The sequence below is a fragment of the Lederbergia panacisoli genome (assembly GCF_024626525.1).
In the GTDB taxonomy this organism is placed as follows: Bacteria; Bacillota; Bacilli; order Bacillales; family Bacillaceae_C; genus Lederbergia; species Lederbergia panacisoli.
On sequence record NZ_JANJGU010000017.1, the window covers coordinates 1 to 19,078 of the forward strand.

Genomic DNA, 19,078 nt, shown 5'->3' on the forward strand with positions numbered 1-19,078 from the left:
CTATACATGTCTGGTGACGATGGCGAAGAGGTCACACCCGTTCCCATCCCGAACACGGAAGTTAAGCTCTTCAGCGCCGATGGTAGTAAGGGGACTCCCCTTGCAAGAGCAGGACGTTGCCAGGCAATCAAAAGGCATTCTCAAATGAGAGTGTCTTTTTTTTGTTCAATGCCGAAGGCAATAAAAAGAAACATACACCATGTTAAGGTAGTAAGTACTCCTGAAAAAGCGGAGGAACTACCTCAATCGGGCTATTGAGACAGTATGTACCCCTGAAAAAGCAGATAAACTACCTCAATCGAGCTATTGAGGTAGTAAGTACCCTTTAAAAAGCAGAGGAACTACCTCAATCGGGTTATTGAGGTAGTAAGTGCCCCTGAAAATGCAAAGGAACTACCTCAATAGGACCATTAAGATAATAGTACCTCTGATATAGGGTGTGATTCGCTAGGAAAATAAAAAAGGTTAGGATTCCAGCACGAAATAACTATAGTTCATGACGAGATATGGATATTGCTCAGAATATCTTTTCTTAAACTTTACCGAACCCACCCCACCAACCCTTTACAAAAGCTTCTTACTTAAATACTCCTCAACCAGAAATGGTCCTTTTTTTTCCGTGATTTCAAGAAATGATTTTATAAAAGGATAATCAGAATTTGGAGTTGTTTTTATTAAATCAATCCACCATTCTGTTTCATAGCGTGAAATCATGCTTAAATTATAGAGTAATAAGTAATGGACGATCATATCTGGCAGCCCCATATTAGAGTGTTTTTCTGCAGGGAGATAAAGGTTTTGGTTGAAAATATGATAGCGAAAAGGAGGAGAAATGATTTTTTGTTTTTTAAAAGCAGGTAACTCTAGTTTTTCATCGTCCCATAGGATCTCCTCAACATATTTACCATTCAAATATTCTTTAAGTCTTATTCTATCCATATAGTAGGATTCATAGATTTTTTTTGGAATTACCCACTTTTTCTCATCAATTCGTTCAAGGGAAATCATATTAGATCGCCCCAAAATAGGCAGCATTACATCTTCTAACTCAACAATTAGCGTTAGAAGGTCAACCATGTGAAATTTTTCTCCTTCTAAGTGTTTCACGTGGAACAGTTGTTCCGAAAAAAAGGTACATAGGCCGTTTTTTTGCACTTTAATTTCATCATGTAAAAATTTATAATGTCGTTTTTTTCGTTTCCTCGTTGTTACTCCATGTGCTAATACGGATGTGGAACTTGGATAAAATGGATCAACCGTTAGAAGACAGGCTTTAATTAAGTGAATAAGACCATAAAATAACAAAATAGGTCTAATTGATAATGGAGATAAAGATGCTTGTCTATAAAATACTTCACCTTGTTCAAGGTAGTACATAAATGCAAAGCAATTATCGTAACTTTTTGTATCGACTTCATTATTTATTATTCCGGAATAACACTTTTTTAAATAGTGTTGTGTCGTTTCAGCAGATTGGAAAACAGTAAAGCGTTTCCATATATCGTCCTCTATATACAAGCTTAAAACCTCCAAATTGTTTGAAAAATAGAACATCAAGACATATCCTTGACAGTATTTTAACCAATTGATAACCTACTAATAATATTTTGGGCAGGGGGACGAAAAAATGTGGGAATCAAAGTTCGCTAAAGAAGGTTTAACATTTGATGATGTATTATTAATTCCGGCAAAATCGGAAGTTTTACCTAAAGACGTAAGTATGAAGGTGGAGCTGACTAAAACGTTGAAGTTGAATATTCCCATCATTAGTGCGGGAATGGATACCGTTACTGAATCTGCCATGGCGATCTCAATGGCACGTCAAGGCGGTCTTGGAATTATTCACAAAAATATGAGCATCGAGCAGCAGGCTGAACAAGTGGATAAGGTAAAACGTTCTGAGAGCGGTGTTATTACGGATCCTTTCTTTTTAACTCCTGAACATAAAGTGTACGATGCCGAGCATTTAATGGGTAAATATCGGATTTCGGGTGTTCCTATTGTAAATAATGAAGAGGATCGAATTTTAGTAGGGATCATTACAAATCGCGATATGCGTTTTATCCAAGACTATTCTCTATTGATTACAGACGTTATGACGAAAGAAAACCTTGTAACTGCCCCAGTTGGAACATCCCTTGCAGAAGCAGAGAGCATTTTACAGCAACATCGTATTGAAAAATTACCTCTTATTGATGAAAAAGGTGTGCTGCAAGGATTAATTACGATTAAAGATATTGAAAAAGTGATTGAGTTCCCTAACTCTGCCAAAGACGATAAAGGTCGATTATTAGTGGGAGCTGCTGTTGGCGTTACAAAGGATACAATGAAACGAGTGGAAATGCTCGTGAAATCCCATGTCGATGTCATTGTCGTTGATACAGCCCACGGACATTCAGCAGGCGTTATATCGACTGTAAAAGAAATTCGTGATCAATTCCCTAATTTAAACATTATTGCGGGAAATGTAGCAACAGCTGCGGCGACTGCAGAGCTATTTGAAGCAGGAGCGGATGTTGTAAAAGTAGGAATAGGGCCGGGTTCTATATGTACAACACGTGTCGTAGCAGGAGTAGGTGTTCCGCAAATTACAGCTGTTTATGATTGTGCGACAGAAGCTAGAAAACGCGGGAAAGCAATTATAGCGGACGGTGGAATTAAATATTCAGGGGATATCGTCAAAGCACTGGCTTCAGGTGGACATGCTGTCATGCTTGGAAGCATGCTTGCAGGAACGTCTGAAAGTCCTGGGGAAACAGAAATTTTCCAAGGACGCCGTTTTAAAGTATACCGAGGAATGGGCTCGGAGGCAGCAATGGAAAAAGGCTCAAAGGATCGTTATTTCCAAGAAGATGCGAAAAAATTTGTACCTGAGGGCATCGAAGGCCGTCTGCCGTACAAAGGACCTCTTGCTGATACACTATATCAATTAACTGGCGGTCTGCGTTCAGGAATGGGCTATTGCGGCGCAGCGGATTTACAGGACCTCCGCGAGCATGCCCAATTTATTAAAATGACAGGTGCCGGTTTAAGAGAAAGCCATCCTCATGATGTGCAAATTACGAAAGAAGCTCCAAACTATTCTATTTCATAATAGTGTTCGAAAAGATTTCATATTTTAGTGTCAAAGGCGCTTTCGCTTTTTTTTGTCTAGCTACAGCGCCTATCGACTAGCAAACTTCCTGTCCTTCTTCCTACGATAAGGAAGCCAGATTCGTCCTATCGGATTCATCGTGTTTCCTTTATCTCAGTCGATGGCCCTGAAGTTTGTACGTCGATGAACAGGCGCTTTCGCTTTTCTTTAATGGTGGGACCATGTGCTTCCATGCTCATGAGTTTCTGCCATTTTTTTGTTAGAGATGAAATACCTTTGTAATCTACAAAAACACCATTTTCTATGTTAAAATGACAAAGGTGTACATATTACGTTGGAGGGCTAACTTGTGAAAAAAAGATCGTACAAAGTTTTTGTTGCTTTATCCTTGGCCATATTAATGCTTTTGAGTTCGATACAGTTACCAAATCGCGCTTTTGCACAAGATACTTTAAATATACATGCAGATGCTGCTATCCTCATAGAAGCGAGTACAGGCAAAGTCCTATATGCTAAAAATGAAGATACCGCTCTAGGTATTGCATCTATGACGAAAATGATGACTGAGTATGTTATGTTTGAAGCGATCCACGAAGGAAAAATCAAATGGGATCAAGAGCAAACGATTAGTGATTATGTAAATAAAGTTTCAGTAGATACAAATCTATCAAATGTCCCGCTTGAAAAAGGGAAAAAATTTACGATTCGTGAATTGTATGAAGCGATGGCGATTTATTCTGCAAACGGTGCAACGATTTCCATTGCCGAAGCGATTGCCGGTTCAGAATCAAAATTCGTTAAAATGATGAATAAAAAAGCAAAAGAACTTGGATTGAAAAATTATAAATTTGTAAACTCTACTGGATTAAATAATCGTGATTTAAAAGGTATGCATCCTGAAGGAACTGGTGCAGAGGATGAAAATGTGATGTCAGCTAGGTCTACTGCACAATTAGCTGCATATTTATTAAGAGATTATCCAGAAGTATTAGAAACGACAAGTATCACAAAAAAAGAATTCCGTACAATGCCTGGCGAAATGAAAAACTGGAACTGGATGCTTCCTGGATTGGTATACGAATATGATGGAGTAGATGGACTGAAAACAGGGACGACTGATTTTGCAGGATATTGCTTTACAGGTACTGCGATACGGAATGATTTAAGGGTTATCACTGTTGTCATGAACGCGAAAAATGCGCAAGGACAAGGTGATTATAAATCACGCTTCGATGAATCTAAAAAAATGATGGAATATGCTTTTACGAACTTTTCAATTAAGGAACTATATCCGAAAAATTATGTCATTAAAAGCGATAAGTCATTGCCTGTTACAAAAGGGAAAGAAAAGTCCGTTAAAATTTATACGGATAAGCCTGTAAAAGTAGTAGTAAAAAATGGCGAAGAAAAGTTATATAAACCAACCTTTAAGGTTGATAAAAAGAAACTAAATAAAGAAAAGCAATTAACAGCTCCAATCAAGAAAAATGAAGAAGTAGGTACACTAAGCCTTGTTTACAGTGGAGAAAATGATTACGGCTACCTTTCAAAAGACTTTGCACCAAAAATCAAAGTCGTCACCCAAGAAAAAGTCGAAAAAGCAAATTGGTTCGTATTAATGATGCGCGGAATTGGTGGATTTTTCTCTGATATTTGGACAAGTGTAACGAAGACGGTAAAAGGCTGGTTCTGAGTGCCAGGCACCTGAACAACTCTGGAACAATTCTGAATTGTGTCGAAGTTGTTTGAGTGCCTGGCACTGTTGACACGTATGTGTTTTTGTAGTTAACTAAAATTATTCCGATAGTATTAATGAGATTAGAATTTTTTCATGAAAAAGGGGCGACTGGGAATGAAAACTGGAACAGATCGGGTGAAACGCGGCATGGCAGAAATGCAAAAGGGCGGCGTCATCATGGATGTAGTTAATGCGGAACAGGCGAAGTTGGCGGAGGAAGCTGGAGCGGTAGCGGTTATGGCGCTTGAGCGGGTTCCATCTGATATTAGAGCAGCGGGTGGAGTAGCTAGAATGGCTGATCCAACTATCGTTGAAGAAGTAATGAAGGCAGTTTCTATTCCAGTTATGGCAAAAGCGCGAATTGGACATATTGTGGAAGCTCGCGTCTTGGAAGCAATGGGTGTCGATTATATTGATGAAAGTGAAGTTTTAACTCCTGCGGATGAAGAATTTCATTTAAATAAAAAAGATTACACTGTCCCATTTGTGTGCGGATGCCGTGATTTGGGTGAAGCAGCTCGCCGTATCGGTGAAGGAGCTTCAATGCTTAGAACGAAGGGTGAACCTGGGACAGGCAATATCGTTGAAGCGGTGCGCCATATCCGTAAGGTCAATGCGCAAGTACGTAAAGTCGTTAATATGAATGAAGACGAATTGATGACGGAAGCAAAGCTTCTTGGAGCTCCTTATGAGCTATTACTAGAAATCAAACGTCTTGGCCGCTTGCCAGTTGTAAATTTTGCAGCGGGTGGTGTAGCTACGCCGGCGGATGCTGCTTTAATGATGCAGCTTGGAGCTGACGGTGTTTTTGTAGGATCAGGAATTTTTAAATCTGAAAACCCTGCAAAATTTGCGCGTGCGATTGTCGAAGCAACAACTCATTATCAAGATTATGAATTGATTGCTGAACTTTCAAAGGGTCTAGGGACTGCGATGAAAGGTATTGAAATTTCTACACTTACAAAAGAAAATCGTATGCAAGAGCGCGGGTGGTAATATGATCACGGTCGGCATACTCGGATTGCAGGGAGCGGTTCGTGAACATGTAAACGCCGTAGAGCAATGCGGAGCGAATGCAGTTGTAGTAAAAACGGTTGAACAGTTGACTGAGCTGGACGGATTAATCCTTCCCGGCGGCGAAAGCACGACGATGCGTAGATTGCTGGATCAATATCATTTTATTGAACCATTGAAGGAATTTGCTGCAAGTGGAAAGCCGATGTTTGGTACATGTGCTGGGCTAATCCTTCTTGCGAAGCGGATTGGTGAAACCGAGGAAGTGCATTTAGGTCTGATGGATATTACGGTTGAACGGAATTCTTTCGGGCGCCAGCGAGATAGCTTTGAGGCAGATATTGCCATAGCGGGAGTAGCGGACTCTATGGCAGCTGTTTTTATTAGAGCACCGCATATCGTTGAAGCTGGAGAAAACGTTGAGGTTCTTGCGAAATATAATGGAAGAATTGTTGCAGCAAAAGAAGGTCAGTTCCTTGGCTGTTCATTCCATCCAGAATTAACGGATGATACACGTTTTACGCAGTATTTTATTGATATGTGTAAAAACGCAAAAAGGGTTGCAATCGACGTTTCGATATAGTATATTATGAAGAAATTTATCATGAGTAATGCAATGAGAGGAAATAGTAGCAAGCTATGTAGTCAAAAAGAGAGCCGATGGTTGGTGTGAATCGGCGGCGCATACTGTGAATCCATCCTCGAGTAAAATGCTGAACGCTATAAGCCTGTAAGCATTTTCGGTTCAGAGCCGTTATCTATTAAGTGGAAGGCGAAAGCTTTCAATTTGGGTGGCAACGCGGGTAACTCTCGTCCCTTTTTAGGGGACGGGAGTTTTTTGGTTTTTTAGGAAAAATTTTTAGGAGGAATGAAAAAATGCTTGATATTAAATTGTTGCGTGGCAATTTAGAAGAAATTAAAGCAAAGTTGCAGCACCGGGGCGAAGATTTAAGCGACCTGGACAAATTTGAGACTTTGGACCATAAACGACGTGAATCGATTGTAAAAGTCGAACAGTTGAAAAGCAAGCGCAACGAAGTTTCTCAACAAATTGCTAAAATGAAAAAAGAAAAGCAAAATGCCGATGAATTAATTGCCGAAATGCGTGCAGTTGGAGAAGAAATAAAAGAGCTTGATACGACAATTCGAGAAGTGGAAGAAGAGTTGGATCATTTAATGTTATCGATCCCGAACATTCCACATGAAAGTGTACCCGTTGGTGAAACTGAAGATGATAATGTGGAAATCCGTAAATGGGGTGATGTTCGGGAGTTTGATTTTGAACCAAAGCCGCATTGGGAAATTGCTGGTGATCTTGAAATTTTAGATTTTGAACGAGCAGCGAAAGTAGCAGGCAGCCGGTTTGTTTTTTATAAAGGATTAGGAGCGCGCTTAGAGAGGGCACTCATGAGTTTCATGTTGGATCTTCATGTAGAAGAACACGGTTATGAGGAAATCATGCCTCCTTATCTCGTGAATCGTGCAAGTTTGACAGGGACTGGGCAACTTCCAAAATTTGAGGAAGATTCTTTCCTAGTTGGGGAAGAAGATTATTTCTTAATTCCAACAGCGGAAGTGCCTGTAACAAATTATTATCGTGATGAAATTATTGACGGCGATCGGCTTCCAATAAACTATGCTGCATATAGCGCTTGTTTCCGTTCTGAAGCGGGTTCAGCTGGTCGGGATACTCGCGGTCTCATACGTCAGCACCAATTTAATAAAGTGGAATTGGTGAAGTTTGTAAAACCTGTGGAATCTTATGCAGAGCTTGAGAAATTGACGAGCCACGCGGAAAAAGTGTTGCAGCTTCTTAAGCTGCCATACAGAGTTTTGAGCATGTGTACGGCAGATCTTGGTTTTACTGCAGCCAAAAAATATGATTTGGAAGTATGGATTCCGAGCCAAGAAACATACCGCGAAATTTCTTCTTGCTCAAACTTTGAAGCATTTCAAGCAAGACGTGCAAATATTCGCTACCGTCCTGAACTAAATGCGAAGCCGCAGCATGTCCACACATTAAATGGTTCTGGATTGGCGATTGGAAGAACCGTAGCGGCAATTTTAGAGAACTTCCAACAAGCGGATGGAACAGTCATCATTCCTGAAGTGCTTCGTCCATATATGAGAAATAAAGAAGTTATTGGTTAAAAAGTGAGCCCTGTGAAGAAAATCACAGGGTTTTTTATTTTTTTGTTGACTTTAAAACTTGGCACTGTTAAAATAATTTTTGTTGCCATGGAGGAATACCCAAGTCTGGCTGAAGGGATCGGTCTTGAAAACCGACAGGCGGGTTAAACCGCGCGGGGGTTCGAATCCCTCTTCCTCCGCCATAACATTAACATAGCATAACTTTGGAGATAGAAAACCCGCTTGCGAGTACGCAGCGGGTTTTTATATTACTTCTTCTTTACCACATGAAAATTATCTGTTATTAAGAGCCAATTTTGTGGAAATGATAATCCAAGCTTCCAGTAGCTGACTCCCCGAAGTTTTAATTCCTTAACGAGGTCAAATTTAGCTTGTATAGATCTTGCATCTTCGAACCATACTTCATGCTTTTTCCCATCTTGCGCTGTATACGTAAAAAATGGCGCCTGTGCTTTTTGGTCATATTGGATGGATACATTATTGGCGGCGGCGATTTCTATCGCACGTTGCGGACTGACTGCTTTGGCGGTCGTTCCCTTCACAAATGGGAGTGTCCAATCGTACCCATATAAATTTTGACCCATCATTATTTTATTTGCAGGTATTTCCGTTAAGGCATACCTCAATACGTCGCGAACAGGTCCAATGGGTGAAACTGCCATTGCCGGCCCTCCGCTATAGCCCCACTCATATGTCATGATGACAACATAATCAACAATCTCACCATGAGCTTTGTAATCGTGGCCTTCATACCATTCGCCTTTTTGAGTGGAGCTTGTTTTAGGCGCAAGTGCAGTAGAAATCATTAAACCTTCGTTATGCAATCGGTCCCTAGCGGTTCGCAAAAAGCGATTATACGGTTCACGATCCCTTGGAAAAAGTCGTTCCAAATCAAAGTGGACGTCACCAAAGCCAACCCGTTTTGCTTCTTTAACGATATTATTTAAAAATGTGTTTTGAACCTGTTGATTTGTCAGTAAAACGTGACCTAATTCTGAGCTGAATTGTCCAGCTTCCTGATTGGCAATCACCATTACTAATGTGTCACGATTCGCACGAGCAATAGCTGGAAAATTATTAAGTGGAGGAGCGGTCAATGACCCGTCGCTTTTTGCTAAATATCCGAACGGTGATAAATACGTTAAATAGGGTGCCGCTTGTCTTGCACTTGTTTCGAGAGCCGCGGAGACGGTGCCCCCAAATGGTTCAACATAGGCGTTAAATTCTCGATTTGACTTTGGTCTTTCAGGAATATAAAGACGTAAGCCAACATGAATCGGATGATTAACGGGAATTCCATTGATACGGGCAAGCTCCTGATAGGGAATTCCAAATTTATGTCCAATTGACCAAAGGCTGTCCCCGCTTTGCACCCAATAAAAACTTCCTACGATTGGAATGACTATTGCCTGGCCAACAACTAATTGATCGGGATTGGGAAGATCATTTGCTTCTGAAATGGTATTGGGTGGTATGCTATACCTCGCAGCAATTGACGTTAATGTCTGATTAGGCTCGACAATATGAATTTGCATATATTTCAACCTCCTTAAACTTAGAAAAGCGTAAGCGCCTAGCTCATCGACGTACAAACTTCAGGGCCTTTGACTTGCGATAAAGGAAACACGACGAGGAACGAGTCGATGTTGACTACGCAAGCGAAAAGGACAAGAAGTTTGCTAGTCGATAGGCGCTGAAGCTGGACATTACAACCTAAATATAAAATGGAAGGCATTGTAAATTTTATATTTTCAATAGAACCAAAGAGATGGTTGTAACCATTTTATGAGGTGAAAATTGGGAATAGACATGATTTACATGTAAAATAAAAGATATTCATGAACGGGGAGAAATTCAATGGAACAAACTGATGAACACTATATGCGAGCGGCGATTATGGAAGCAGAAAAGGCTAGAGGCTGCAATGAAGTACCGATTGGAGCGGTTATTGTGTTAGATGGGGAGATTATTGCAGCTGCCCATAATCTGCGGGAAACAGAGCAAAATGCTACCGCACACGCCGAAATTTTAGCGATTGAAGAGGCTTGTAAAAAACTCGGAACATGGCGATTGGAAAACGCAAAAATTTATGTGACTCTAGAACCATGTCCGATGTGCAGCGGTGCGATAATTTTATCAAGAATAAAAAAAGTCGTTTACGGGGCAGCCGATCCAAAAGCGGGATGTGCGGGAACATTGATGAACCTACTACAAGACGAACGATTTAATCATCAAAGCGAGGTTGTGGAAGGTGTACTGAAGGATGAATGTGGGAAGCTATTAAGTGATTTTTTTCGGAACTTAAGAGAAAAAAAGAAACTGGAAAAAGAAAGCAAGCAGTAACTGCGTAGAGACATTGATTTTTTAGCTAAAAGATAGTATACTAATTGATACGCGGAACTAGTTTCGCTAATGAATATTGGTATCAATTTTGCCGTGCTAGATGGGGAAGTAGCGGAGCCCTGTAACCCGCAATCCGCTCCAGCGGGGTTGAATTCCTTCCCGAGGCTGTTGTACTGTAGGGTCTGCCTCAAGTAAGTGGTGTTGACATCTGGGTCCTGCGCAATGGGAATCCATGAACCATGTCAGGTCCGGAAGGAAGCAGCATTAAGTGGAATCTCTCATGTGCCGCAGGGCAGCCTGGATTGAGCTAACTGCTTGAGTAACGCTTATGGTGCACAGTCAGAGGAAGGTGTGCGGCAGTTTAAATGGTATACAAAAACCCATTCACTTTGTGGATGGGTTTTTTATTGTTGAATCCTTTTATATTTTCATTCGTATTGCTAAGTAGAGGTGATTACATGAAAAGAAGCTTCATAGTTGCTTTCGTTATCTTTTTTATATTGATGATACCTGTGCAAGTATTTGCGGTAGATTTTTCAATTACTAATGTGAAAATTGATGCCTACATGTTAGAAAATGGAGATGTAGATGTTAAAGAAGTCCATACCTATTCATTCGAAAGTAAATTTAATGGCATTACCCGGGAAATAATCCCGAAAAAAGGTGCTGAAATAACTAATTTCCTAGCGAATGAAGATGGAAAAACACTAAAAGTGGAGAAAAAGGGACATTTATATAAGGTGCACCGAAAAGGCAAAAATGAAGAAATTAATGTTGAACTTCAATATAAGATTAAAAATGGCGTAAGTAAATATACAGATATGACAGAGTTTTATTGGCCATTTTTTGATCAAAGAAATGAGTCACCTTATGGAGAGATGACAATCATTATCCACCCGCCAAAACAAACAGATGATGTGATAGCATTCGGTTATGATCGGTCATTTCGTTCTGAACAGATTAATCAAAATGGTATTGTACAATTCAATCTTGGCAAGGTTTTGGATGGTGAAAATGGAGATATAAGAGTCGCTTACGATTCCTCACTTTTTCCTGGGATGACAACGACGTCTAATACAAAAATAAAAGATCAACTTGTAAAGGAAAAGGAGAGCTTAGAGATAAAAGCGGAGCAATTCGCTGAGAATCAAAAAAACATGTCCATTTTTGGCATATACGCCATTATCATTACCTTAATACTATTAATCGGAATATCTGCGATTGAATATTTAAGTGCAAAACGCAAACGGGCATTGGTTATTCAAGAAATAGAGAAGCTAAAATTGCTTGTTCCGTCCCAGAAAATGAGCATGGCAGCTACCATCATGCATACGAAAGGTCTAACACAAACGGGAATAGTGGCAGCTTTGCTGGACCTAGTTCGTAAAGGGAACGTGGAACAAGTATCTGATGATGAATTTATCATTCTGAATCGAAATAGCGAGCAAAATCATGAAAAAATACTAATAGAGTGGTTGTTTGATGAAATTGGCGAAAATGGGGTATTTCGTTCCGGGGATATAGATGAATATATAAAAAATAAGAAAAACCTTCAAACATACAATGGAAGCTGGCTAAAATGGTACCAAGCAGTAAAAAAGGAAGTAAAGGATTTTGGTGTGTATGAAAAGAAGGTAATTGTGAAAGGTCTTTTTGGGCTTATTAGTATTTTAATGATCCCACTTAGTGTTTTGTTAATAAACTATGAATTATTTCTATTATTGTTCTTTTCAATCGTATTATGTATGTTCGGTCTTGGAATGGCTATTTTTTACAAACCACTTTCATGGGAAGGACTTACAATCAGACATGAATGGTGGCTATTTTCAAATCGACTTAATAAAATAATGAGTTTAGATTGGAAAAACACAACTGAAGATACACGAATGAGAGCTGTAATGTATCAGTTAGGAACTGAAAAGAAAGTAAATCCGCGAAGTCAAAAAAATATAGAGCCTTGGCAGAACGAAATTGGTAGAGCTGATGATTCTATGATGATGTATTATTTAATCACAGCACCAGTTTTAACATCTGGATTTAGCCGTGCTGAAGCGAAATATAAACAATCCGTAGCTGCTGATTCAAGCAGCAGTGGTTCAAGTAGTGGGGGTGTAGGCGGTGGTGGTGGTGGTTCAGGAGCATTTTGATATCAAAGTCAGATCTCTATTCTCGAATCTGACTTTTCCATTATAAGATTTTTTACGCTAGTTTCACTTTGTAAATACATCCCTGAATAAGGTATAATAAAAGGACGAGAACAAAGTGGGAAGTAATAAAAGGAGGGGAGAGGCATGATGTACCAAGCACTTTATAGAGTATGGAGACCACAATCATTTGTCGATGTAATAGGGCAGGAACATGTCACCAAAACATTGCAAAATGCTCTCCTCCAACAAAAGACTACCCATGCGTATTTGTTTTCAGGACCTCGAGGTACAGGGAAAACAAGTGCAGCAAAGATTTTAGCTAAAGCAGTCAATTGTGAAAGAATGCCGATTGCAGAACCATGCAATGAATGTTCGGCTTGTCTAGGGATTATGGATGGCTCCATTCCTGATGTAATTGAAATTGACGCTGCTTCTAATAACGGGGTCGAGGAAATTCGCGATATTCGCGATAAAGTGAAATATGCACCTAACGCTGTTCCATATAAGGTCTATATTATTGACGAGGTGCATATGCTTTCCATTGGTGCATTTAATGCCCTTTTGAAAACATTGGAAGAACCGCCTAAACACGTGATTTTTATATTGGCAACAACAGAACCTCATAAAATACCGCTAACGATCATTTCCCGATGCCAACGCTTTGATTTTAAACGAATAACAGCTCAAGATATAGTTGGGAGAATGGCTCATATTGCGACGGAATCGGGTCTTCAATATGATGAAAAGGCGTTGCATATTATTGCACGTGCTGCTGGCGGTGGAATGCGTGATGCATTAAGTCTACTTGACCAAGCTGTTTCTTTTAGCACAGATCTTGTCACTGTAGAAGATGCATTAACGGTAACAGGTTCAGTTTCTCATAATTATTTAAATAAAATAGGCAGATCGATTTATGAAAAAAACATTCCAGAAGCGTTAGCAACACTTGAAAAATTGATGCTTGAAGGAAAAGATCCGGCTCGATTTGCGGAAGATTTGATTTTGTATTATCGAGATATTCTCCTTTACAAAACGGCTCCGAACCTTGAGGAATCGTTGGAACGCGCCATGCTTGATGACGATTTTACAAAACTCTCAAGTGAAATACTACCGGAGCAAATATATGACTACATCGATACACTAAATCATACTCAGCAAGAAATGAAATTTTCCAACCATGCACGTATTTATTTGGAAGTTTGCTTAGTCAAGCTATGCCAAACGGAATTAAAGAATGCGGTAGAGTCGGTTGGTGTTCAAGAACTACATGCTAAAATAGCGTCGCTTGAAAAAGAAATCAATGAATTGAAAACAAATCGCCCAATTGTTGAGGAAGCTTCAGGCTCCCAGTCTCCTAAGAAAACAGCCCGTCCATCAAAAGAATTCCGAGCAAATACGCGGATGATAAGGGAAATTTTAACGGACGCGACGAGGGAAGATTTAAATTCCGTCAAAAGTCATTGGGGGGAATTGTTGGAGCAGTTAAATAGTAGGCAAATGCGTTCCCAATCCGCTTTATTGAATGATGCTGAACCAGCAGCGGCTTCGGCAACTGCATTCATATTAAAATTTAAGTATGAAATACATTGTAAAATGGCGATGGAAAACCAGTCATTCTTAAATATTACATCAAGTATCCTTGAAGAAATTACAGGGAAAAAGCTTCAGTTTGTCGGGGTTCCGGAAGACCAATGGATGCAAATCCGCGAGGACTTTTTACAAAATCAAAAGCAAGATGGAAAGCAAAATGAGGAAGAACATGAGGATCCACTAATAGCTGAGGCGATGAAGCTAGTGGGCGCTGACCTTGTTGAAATTAAAAACTAAATGATTAATTGGAGGTAGTGTAAGATGATGCGAGGAATGGGAAATATGCAAGGTATGATGAAACAAATGCAAAAAATGCAAAAGAAAATGGCTGAGGCTCAAGAAAAACTAGGTGAAGAGCGAATCGAAGGTACAGCTGGCGGCGGCATGGTAACAGTCGTTGTATCTGGCCATAAGGAAATAGTTGAAGTGAATATTAAGGAAGAAGTTGTGGACCCTGAAGATATTGAAATGCTGCAGGACTTAATACTTGCTGCAACGAACGATGCGTTAAAGCAAGCAGAAGATTTAACTAATCAAACAATGGGGCAATTCACTAAGGGAATCAACCTTCCAGGGTTTTAGGAGGATTCACGATGCATTATCCAGAACCAATATCAAAGCTGATCGACAGCTTTATGAAACTGCCGGGGATCGGGCCGAAAACAGCAGCCCGCCTGGCGTTTTTTGTTCTTAATATGAAGGAAGAGACAGTGCTGGACTTTGCAAAAGCTCTTGTCAATGCGAAACGAGACTTAGGCTATTGTTCCGTTTGTGGTCATATTACGGACCAGGATCCTTGTTATATTTGTAAAGACCCACGTCGCGATCGCAGTGTTATTTGTACAGTTCAGGAGCCAAAAGACGTGATTGCGATGGAAAAGATGAAGGAATTTAATGGGCTTTACCATGTTTTACACGGGTCCATATCCCCAATGGAAGGGATTGGCCCCGAAGATATTAACATACCTGATTTACTGAAAAGGCTTCAAGATGAAACGGTCCAAGAGGTTATTTTGGCAACAAACCCGAATATTGAAGGGGAAGCGACAGCCATGTATATCTCACGTCTCTTGAAACCATCTGGAATTAAAGTAACGAGGATTGCACACGGGCTCCCGGTTGGTGGAGACTTGGAGTATGCTGATGAAGTGACTCTATCAAAAGCACTTGAAGGCAGAAGAGAAATTTAAAGGCGGAGGAATCTTGAAGTGTTTAAGAAAAAGCAAAAACTCCGTAAGGAATATGATCAGAAACTAATTGAACTGATGGATACCACTAAAAATGATTGGATGATCCAATCCCAACTTATCAATTTGAGTTTTGAGAAAAGTGATGATTTAGAGGCCATTACTCAACTTGCAAAAGCAAAATACTTTTTTTTGTTTCAAGAAGCGAAGGTAAGAAAAATCGCCATCATTAAATAACGTCGTTAAACAAAAGTTCTTTTCGGACAATCCTTTCATACAATGAATTAAAGGATGGATTCGGGAGGGACGGTTTTTGGAGTCAATTATTATCATATCTGCCATTTGTGTGTTAATTATTTTCTTATTAATGGCTGGCTTGCCGGGCAAGGCTTTGAAGTGGATCGGCCAAGCTTGTATGAAACTAGTAATAGGAGCATTGTTTTTATTTTTCTTGAATGCCGTTGGAAATCAATTCGGGATATTTGTACCAATCAATTTTGCCACTTCCGCGATCTCAGGGTTCTTAGGAATACCAGGAGTAGCTGCACTTGCAATGATTCAGTTATGGATTATTTAAAATTCACTTTCGAATGAAGGTGGATTTTATTTTTTTGCAAAAACGGGTAATTGACACTACATCATAACCGTGTTAGGATATAAAAGTCGTTTGTGAATTTTTAAATGTGGGCCTGTAGCTCAGCTGGTTAGAGCACACGCCTGATAAGCGTGAGGTCGGTGGTTCGAGTCCACTCAGGCCCATCACCCCACATTGATAACGGGAACTTAGTTCCGCTTTCAGTATAAAGGGCATGATTTGGTGAACACCATTTCTTGTCCTTTTTTTGATTATCTATACAGTACAAACACAGCAACTGTCCCCGCTGCATACAATTAGAATGCAGGGATTCGCAATATGTAAAATCTTAAAAATAGTGTATACAAATAAAGGAAGATGCACAAACTGATATGTATGGAGGTGGAGTTGTGGAAAAATGCATAATTTGTGAGGAAACGGGGAAACAAGGTATTCATCTTTATACATCTTTTATTTGTACAGATTGTGAGAAAGCTATGATTGCCACAAGTACGAAGGATCCGATCTATAAATATTATATTAAACAATTAAAAGCGATTACTGAAACGAAGATATTTTCATAAATTTACGAATGCCCAGGCTAAAAAAGAATACAGCCTGGCTTTTTGCTGTCTAAATAGTAAAATAAAAGGAAAGAAATGAAGTAAGAGAGGTTTTTACATGCATCAAAGGAACATGCCTCTATATAATCGTTTGATCACGCATATTTCGAATAAACCGATTTCCTTCCATGTGCCTGGGCATAAGAATGGTGAATTGCTAGAGGAGGAAAATCCATTTAAGGAATTTGCTCAATTTGATGTCACTGAGCTTACGGGCCTGGATGATTTACACGATTCACAGGGAGCCATTAAGGATGCTCAACATTTGTTGACAGAGCTATATAATTCTAGAAAAAGCTATTTTCTTGTAAATGGAAGTACAGTGGGGAATTTAGCGATGATTTTAGCAACTTGCCACGAAGATGATACTGTCTTGGTGCAGCGCAACTGCCATAAATCTATATTGAATGGCCTAATGCTGGCAAAAGTAAATCCCATTTTCTTTTCACCGGAAATGAATAAAAGCCTTTCGATTCCAGCTGGACCAAATCCAGAACTTATCCGGCATGCCATCGGGGAGTACCCGCACGCCAAAGTATTGATACTCACGTATCCTGATTATTATGGACAAGCTTATCATATTAAGGAAATTATTGATATTGCACACGAACATAATATGATTGTACTCGTTGATGAGGCTCACGGTGCACATTTTCAGCTTGGTGACCCGTTTCCAGCATCATCGCTTGAGCTTGGCGCCGATATTGTGGTTCATTCCGCGCACAAAACATTGCCGGCGATGACGATGGGTTCATTTCTACATATTAATAGTGAAAAAATTTCTGAGCAAAAAGTTGAATTTTACTTAAATGTCCTTCAGTCAAGCAGCCCTTCTTATCCAATTATGGCTTCACTTGATTACGCGCGTTATTATTTAAGTAATTTTACAAAAGAGGATATAGCTTTTTTCATCCAAGAGAGACATTTATTTATTAAGCAATTGCAAGAGGGTTCAGGGCTCGCTGTCATTACAACGGATGATCCGCTAAAATTAATAGTGCGTCACGAAAGCTTAACTGGCTTTGAATTACAATCTCAGTTTGAAAAGGCAGGTATTTTTTCTGAACTGGCGGACCTCTATCAAGTGTTGCTAATACTCCCTTTAGTAAAACAAGATACGAGATTTCCATTTTCAGAAGCCATCGAAAGAATTCGTCTGTTGTCTTTGGAATCACGAAAAACTTCCGATGAAATCAATATCTTTACGGAAATAAAGAATCCCGTCGACTTAATGGAATTATCCTATACGTATAAAGAAATGCTCAATATGCCATATGAGTGGGTATATATAAATCATTCCGTTGGAAGGATTGCAGCCAAAATGATTATTCCGTATCCTCCGGGTATTCCATTGCTTTTACCTGGGGAGAAAGTTACGGAAGAGCATCTACAACATTTACAAGCACTTATTCAAGGAGGCGCGCGCTTTCAAGGTGAGACAGAAAAGATGGCAGTTTTTATTGATGTTCATGAAACTTGAATAGTATACTAATATCACAATCAGCGGAGGAAAATAATGCAAGGATTATTTATTACGATGGAAGGGCCAGAGGGAGCGGGGAAAACAACGATTCTTCAAAAATTGGCAAAGGAATTGGGCGAGCGTAAATTTGATGTTGTGTTAACCCGTGAACCAGGCGGAATCCACATTTCGGAACAAATCAGACAAGTTATTTTAGATCCGAATCATACAGCGATGGATAGCCGTACAGAAGCATTGTTATATGCGGCGGCTCGGAGACAACATTTAATTGAAAAAGTTGTTCCGGCATTGGAACGGGGAGCCATCGTTCTGTGCGATCGATTTATTGATAGTTCCCTTGCGTATCAAGGCTATGCAAGAGGACTTGGAATTGAAGAGATTTTTACAATTAATCAGTTTGCGATACAGGATTTAATGCCTGAGAAAACTTTTTATTTTGATATTGAGCCGGAAGTTGGTTTAAAAAGAATTGAGCAGAATAAAGGACGGGAGATAAACCGTCTTGACCTGGAAAAGTTAGATTTCCACCATCGTGTCAGGGAAGGGTATAAAACTCTACTAAAAATGTTTCCTGATCGTATCGTGGAAATTGATGCTAGTGAACCAATTGAAACGGTTTTTCAGCATACAAAAAGATTACTAGAAGAGTTAATTGCAAAAAATGATATGTAAATTGGCGAGAAAATTCGCGATTATCGATGTAACATACTGAGAATAGCTGATATAATAAGTAATAAGGAGATAGTTAGCAAATTTATGGAGGGGTGAATGGTAATGAAATTAATAATGGCAGTTGTACAAGATCAGGACAGCAATCGGTTAATGAGTGCGTTGGTTGAGAATAATTTTAGAGCAACAAAATTAGCAACGACAGGCGGATTTTTAAAATCTGGTAATACGACATTTATGATTGGAACTGAAGATGTCAGGGTTAATAAGGCTCTTCAAGTTATTAGGGATAATTGCAAATCACGTGAACAGCTGATGGCACCTGTTTCTCCGATGGGCGGCAATGCAGATTCATACATTCCCTATCCCGTAGAAGTTTCTGTTGGAGGAGCCACTGTATTTGTTCTTCCAATCGAGCAATTCCATCAATTTTAACGCAATATTATATACGTTAGCGAGTGAATG

18 protein-coding genes, 2 tRNA genes, 1 rRNA gene, 1 other RNA gene and 1 other annotated feature are annotated in these 19,078 nt (G+C 39.6%); of the genes, 20 read left to right on the forward strand and 2 right to left on the reverse strand.

Annotation, left to right across the window (positions count from 1 at the left end):
- Positions 1–9 precede the first annotated feature (9 nt).
- Positions 10–125: ribosomal RNA gene (gene rrf, locus NQ185_RS17085) — 5S ribosomal RNA — on the forward strand.
- Positions 126–564: 439 nt separating this feature from the next.
- Here rrf and NQ185_RS17090 read toward each other — a convergent pair.
- On the reverse strand, positions 565–1,518 hold the full coding sequence (locus NQ185_RS17090) for a YaaC family protein (RefSeq protein ID WP_257583237.1): 954 nt from the start codon (positions 1,516–1,518) through the stop codon (positions 565–567).
- Between the two features lie 109 nt (positions 1,519–1,627).
- Here NQ185_RS17090 and guaB point away from each other — a divergent pair, with 109 nt between their 5' ends.
- The 6 genes from guaB to NQ185_RS17120 all read left to right on the forward strand — a co-directional run bounded on the left by guaB (position 1,628) and on the right by NQ185_RS17120 (position 8,179).
- On the forward strand, positions 1,628–3,094 hold the full coding sequence (gene guaB / locus NQ185_RS17095; RefSeq protein ID WP_257583238.1) for an IMP dehydrogenase: 1,467 nt from the start codon (positions 1,628–1,630) through the stop codon (positions 3,092–3,094).
- A 400-nt stretch (positions 3,095–3,494) separates the two neighbouring features.
- The gene (locus tag NQ185_RS17100) at positions 3,495–4,787 is read left to right on the forward strand and encodes a serine hydrolase (protein ID WP_257583302.1); all 1,293 of its coding nucleotides are present in this window, start codon (positions 3,495–3,497) and stop codon (positions 4,785–4,787) included.
- Positions 4,788–4,946: 159 nt separating this feature from the next.
- A complete protein-coding gene (pdxS, locus tag NQ185_RS17105; protein WP_257583239.1) occupies positions 4,947–5,828 on the forward strand; it encodes a pyridoxal 5'-phosphate synthase lyase subunit PdxS in 882 nt (293 codons plus the stop codon).
- Between the two features lies 1 nt (position 5,829).
- Positions 5,830–6,429, forward strand: a complete 600-nt coding sequence (gene pdxT / locus NQ185_RS17110; RefSeq protein ID WP_257583240.1) for a pyridoxal 5'-phosphate synthase glutaminase subunit PdxT — start codon at positions 5,830–5,832, stop codon at positions 6,427–6,429.
- A 24-nt stretch (positions 6,430–6,453) separates the two neighbouring features.
- Positions 6,454–6,667, forward strand: a binding site (T-box leader).
- Between the two features lie 55 nt (positions 6,668–6,722).
- Positions 6,723–7,997, forward strand: a complete 1,275-nt coding sequence (gene serS / locus NQ185_RS17115; RefSeq protein ID WP_257583241.1) for a serine--tRNA ligase — start codon at positions 6,723–6,725, stop codon at positions 7,995–7,997.
- 89 nt (positions 7,998–8,086) lie between these two features.
- A tRNA-Ser gene (locus NQ185_RS17120) sits at positions 8,087–8,179 on the forward strand.
- A 66-nt stretch (positions 8,180–8,245) separates the two neighbouring features.
- On the opposite strand, the gene NQ185_RS17125 is transcribed toward NQ185_RS17120, so the two are convergent.
- Positions 8,246–9,532 (reverse strand): glycoside hydrolase family 18 protein, encoded by a 1,287-nt coding sequence (locus tag NQ185_RS17125; RefSeq protein WP_257583242.1) that lies wholly within the window; start codon positions 9,530–9,532, stop codon positions 8,246–8,248.
- 322 nt (positions 9,533–9,854) lie between these two features.
- On the opposite strand from NQ185_RS17125, the gene tadA reads away from it, so the two are divergent.
- The 13 genes from tadA (at position 9,855) to darA (ending at position 19,048) form a co-directional block, all read left to right on the forward strand.
- Positions 9,855–10,340, forward strand: a complete 486-nt coding sequence (gene tadA / locus NQ185_RS17130; RefSeq protein WP_257583243.1) for a tRNA adenosine(34) deaminase TadA — start codon at positions 9,855–9,857, stop codon at positions 10,338–10,340.
- Between the two features lie 91 nt (positions 10,341–10,431).
- Positions 10,432–10,697, forward strand: an RNA gene (gene ffs / locus NQ185_RS17135) — signal recognition particle sRNA large type.
- A 101-nt stretch (positions 10,698–10,798) separates the two neighbouring features.
- Positions 10,799–12,487 carry a DUF2207 domain-containing protein gene (locus NQ185_RS17140; protein WP_257583244.1) on the forward strand — a complete coding sequence of 563 codons (1,689 nt, stop codon included), beginning with the start codon at positions 10,799–10,801 and terminating at the stop codon, positions 12,485–12,487.
- A 144-nt stretch (positions 12,488–12,631) separates the two neighbouring features.
- Positions 12,632–14,314, forward strand: a complete 1,683-nt coding sequence (gene dnaX, locus NQ185_RS17145; RefSeq protein WP_257583245.1) for a DNA polymerase III subunit gamma/tau — start codon at positions 12,632–12,634, stop codon at positions 14,312–14,314.
- Between the two features lie 27 nt (positions 14,315–14,341).
- A complete protein-coding gene (locus NQ185_RS17150) occupies positions 14,342–14,659 on the forward strand; it encodes a YbaB/EbfC family nucleoid-associated protein (RefSeq protein WP_213131661.1) in 318 nt (105 codons plus the stop codon).
- An 11-nt stretch (positions 14,660–14,670) separates the two neighbouring features.
- Positions 14,671–15,267 (forward strand): recombination mediator RecR, encoded by a 597-nt coding sequence (gene recR, locus NQ185_RS17155; protein ID WP_257583246.1) that lies wholly within the window; start codon positions 14,671–14,673, stop codon positions 15,265–15,267.
- A gap of 18 nt (positions 15,268–15,285) precedes the next feature.
- Positions 15,286–15,501, forward strand: a complete 216-nt coding sequence (locus NQ185_RS17160; protein WP_257583247.1) for a YaaL family protein — start codon at positions 15,286–15,288, stop codon at positions 15,499–15,501.
- Between the two features lie 76 nt (positions 15,502–15,577).
- Positions 15,578–15,841, forward strand: a complete 264-nt coding sequence (locus NQ185_RS17165; RefSeq protein WP_257583248.1) for a pro-sigmaK processing inhibitor BofA family protein — start codon at positions 15,578–15,580, stop codon at positions 15,839–15,841.
- A 108-nt stretch (positions 15,842–15,949) separates the two neighbouring features.
- Positions 15,950–16,023, forward strand: a tRNA-Ile gene (locus tag NQ185_RS17170).
- 225 nt (positions 16,024–16,248) lie between these two features.
- Positions 16,249–16,422, forward strand: a complete 174-nt coding sequence (locus tag NQ185_RS17175; protein WP_373370826.1) for a sigma factor G inhibitor Gin — start codon at positions 16,249–16,251, stop codon at positions 16,420–16,422.
- A gap of 97 nt (positions 16,423–16,519) precedes the next feature.
- Positions 16,520–17,941 (forward strand): aminotransferase class I/II-fold pyridoxal phosphate-dependent enzyme, encoded by a 1,422-nt coding sequence (locus tag NQ185_RS17180; RefSeq protein ID WP_257583250.1) that lies wholly within the window; start codon positions 16,520–16,522, stop codon positions 17,939–17,941.
- Between the two features lie 36 nt (positions 17,942–17,977).
- The gene (gene tmk, locus NQ185_RS17185; protein ID WP_257583251.1) at positions 17,978–18,616 is read left to right on the forward strand and encodes a dTMP kinase; all 639 of its coding nucleotides are present in this window, start codon (positions 17,978–17,980) and stop codon (positions 18,614–18,616) included.
- A 102-nt stretch (positions 18,617–18,718) separates the two neighbouring features.
- Positions 18,719–19,048 (forward strand): cyclic di-AMP receptor DarA, encoded by a 330-nt coding sequence (darA, locus tag NQ185_RS17190; RefSeq protein ID WP_213111928.1) that lies wholly within the window; start codon positions 18,719–18,721, stop codon positions 19,046–19,048.
- Positions 19,049–19,078: the final 30 nt, after the last annotated feature.

Excerpts from the sequence above, each read along its gene's own strand:
- NQ185_RS17100 (WP_257583302.1), top strand. The coding sequence starts at position 3,495 with ATGCTTTTGAGTTCGATACAGTTACCAAATCGCGCTTTTGCACAAGAT.
- tmk (WP_257583251.1), top strand. The coding sequence starts at position 17,978 with ATGCAAGGATTATTTATTACGATGGAAGGGCCAGAGGGAGCGGGGAAA.
- pdxT (WP_257583240.1), top strand. The coding sequence starts at position 5,830 with ATGATCACGGTCGGCATACTCGGATTGCAGGGAGCGGTTCGTGAACAT.
- dnaX (WP_257583245.1), top strand. The coding sequence starts at position 12,632 with ATGATGTACCAAGCACTTTATAGAGTATGGAGACCACAATCATTTGTC.
- NQ185_RS17180 (WP_257583250.1), top strand. The coding sequence starts at position 16,520 with ATGCATCAAAGGAACATGCCTCTATATAATCGTTTGATCACGCATATT.
- pdxS (WP_257583239.1), top strand. The coding sequence starts at position 4,947 with ATGAAAACTGGAACAGATCGGGTGAAACGCGGCATGGCAGAAATGCAA.
- serS (WP_257583241.1), top strand. The coding sequence starts at position 6,723 with ATGCTTGATATTAAATTGTTGCGTGGCAATTTAGAAGAAATTAAAGCA.
- darA (WP_213111928.1), top strand. The coding sequence starts at position 18,719 with ATGAAATTAATAATGGCAGTTGTACAAGATCAGGACAGCAATCGGTTA.
- NQ185_RS17140 (WP_257583244.1), top strand. The coding sequence starts at position 10,799 with ATGAAAAGAAGCTTCATAGTTGCTTTCGTTATCTTTTTTATATTGATG.
- NQ185_RS17125 (WP_257583242.1), bottom strand. The coding sequence starts at position 9,532 with ATGCAAATTCATATTGTCGAGCCTAATCAGACATTAACGTCAATTGCT.
- NQ185_RS17150 (WP_213131661.1), top strand. The coding sequence starts at position 14,342 with ATGCGAGGAATGGGAAATATGCAAGGTATGATGAAACAAATGCAAAAA.
- recR (WP_257583246.1), top strand. The coding sequence starts at position 14,671 with ATGCATTATCCAGAACCAATATCAAAGCTGATCGACAGCTTTATGAAA.
- tadA (WP_257583243.1), top strand. The coding sequence starts at position 9,855 with ATGGAACAAACTGATGAACACTATATGCGAGCGGCGATTATGGAAGCA.
- guaB (WP_257583238.1), top strand. The coding sequence starts at position 1,628 with ATGTGGGAATCAAAGTTCGCTAAAGAAGGTTTAACATTTGATGATGTA.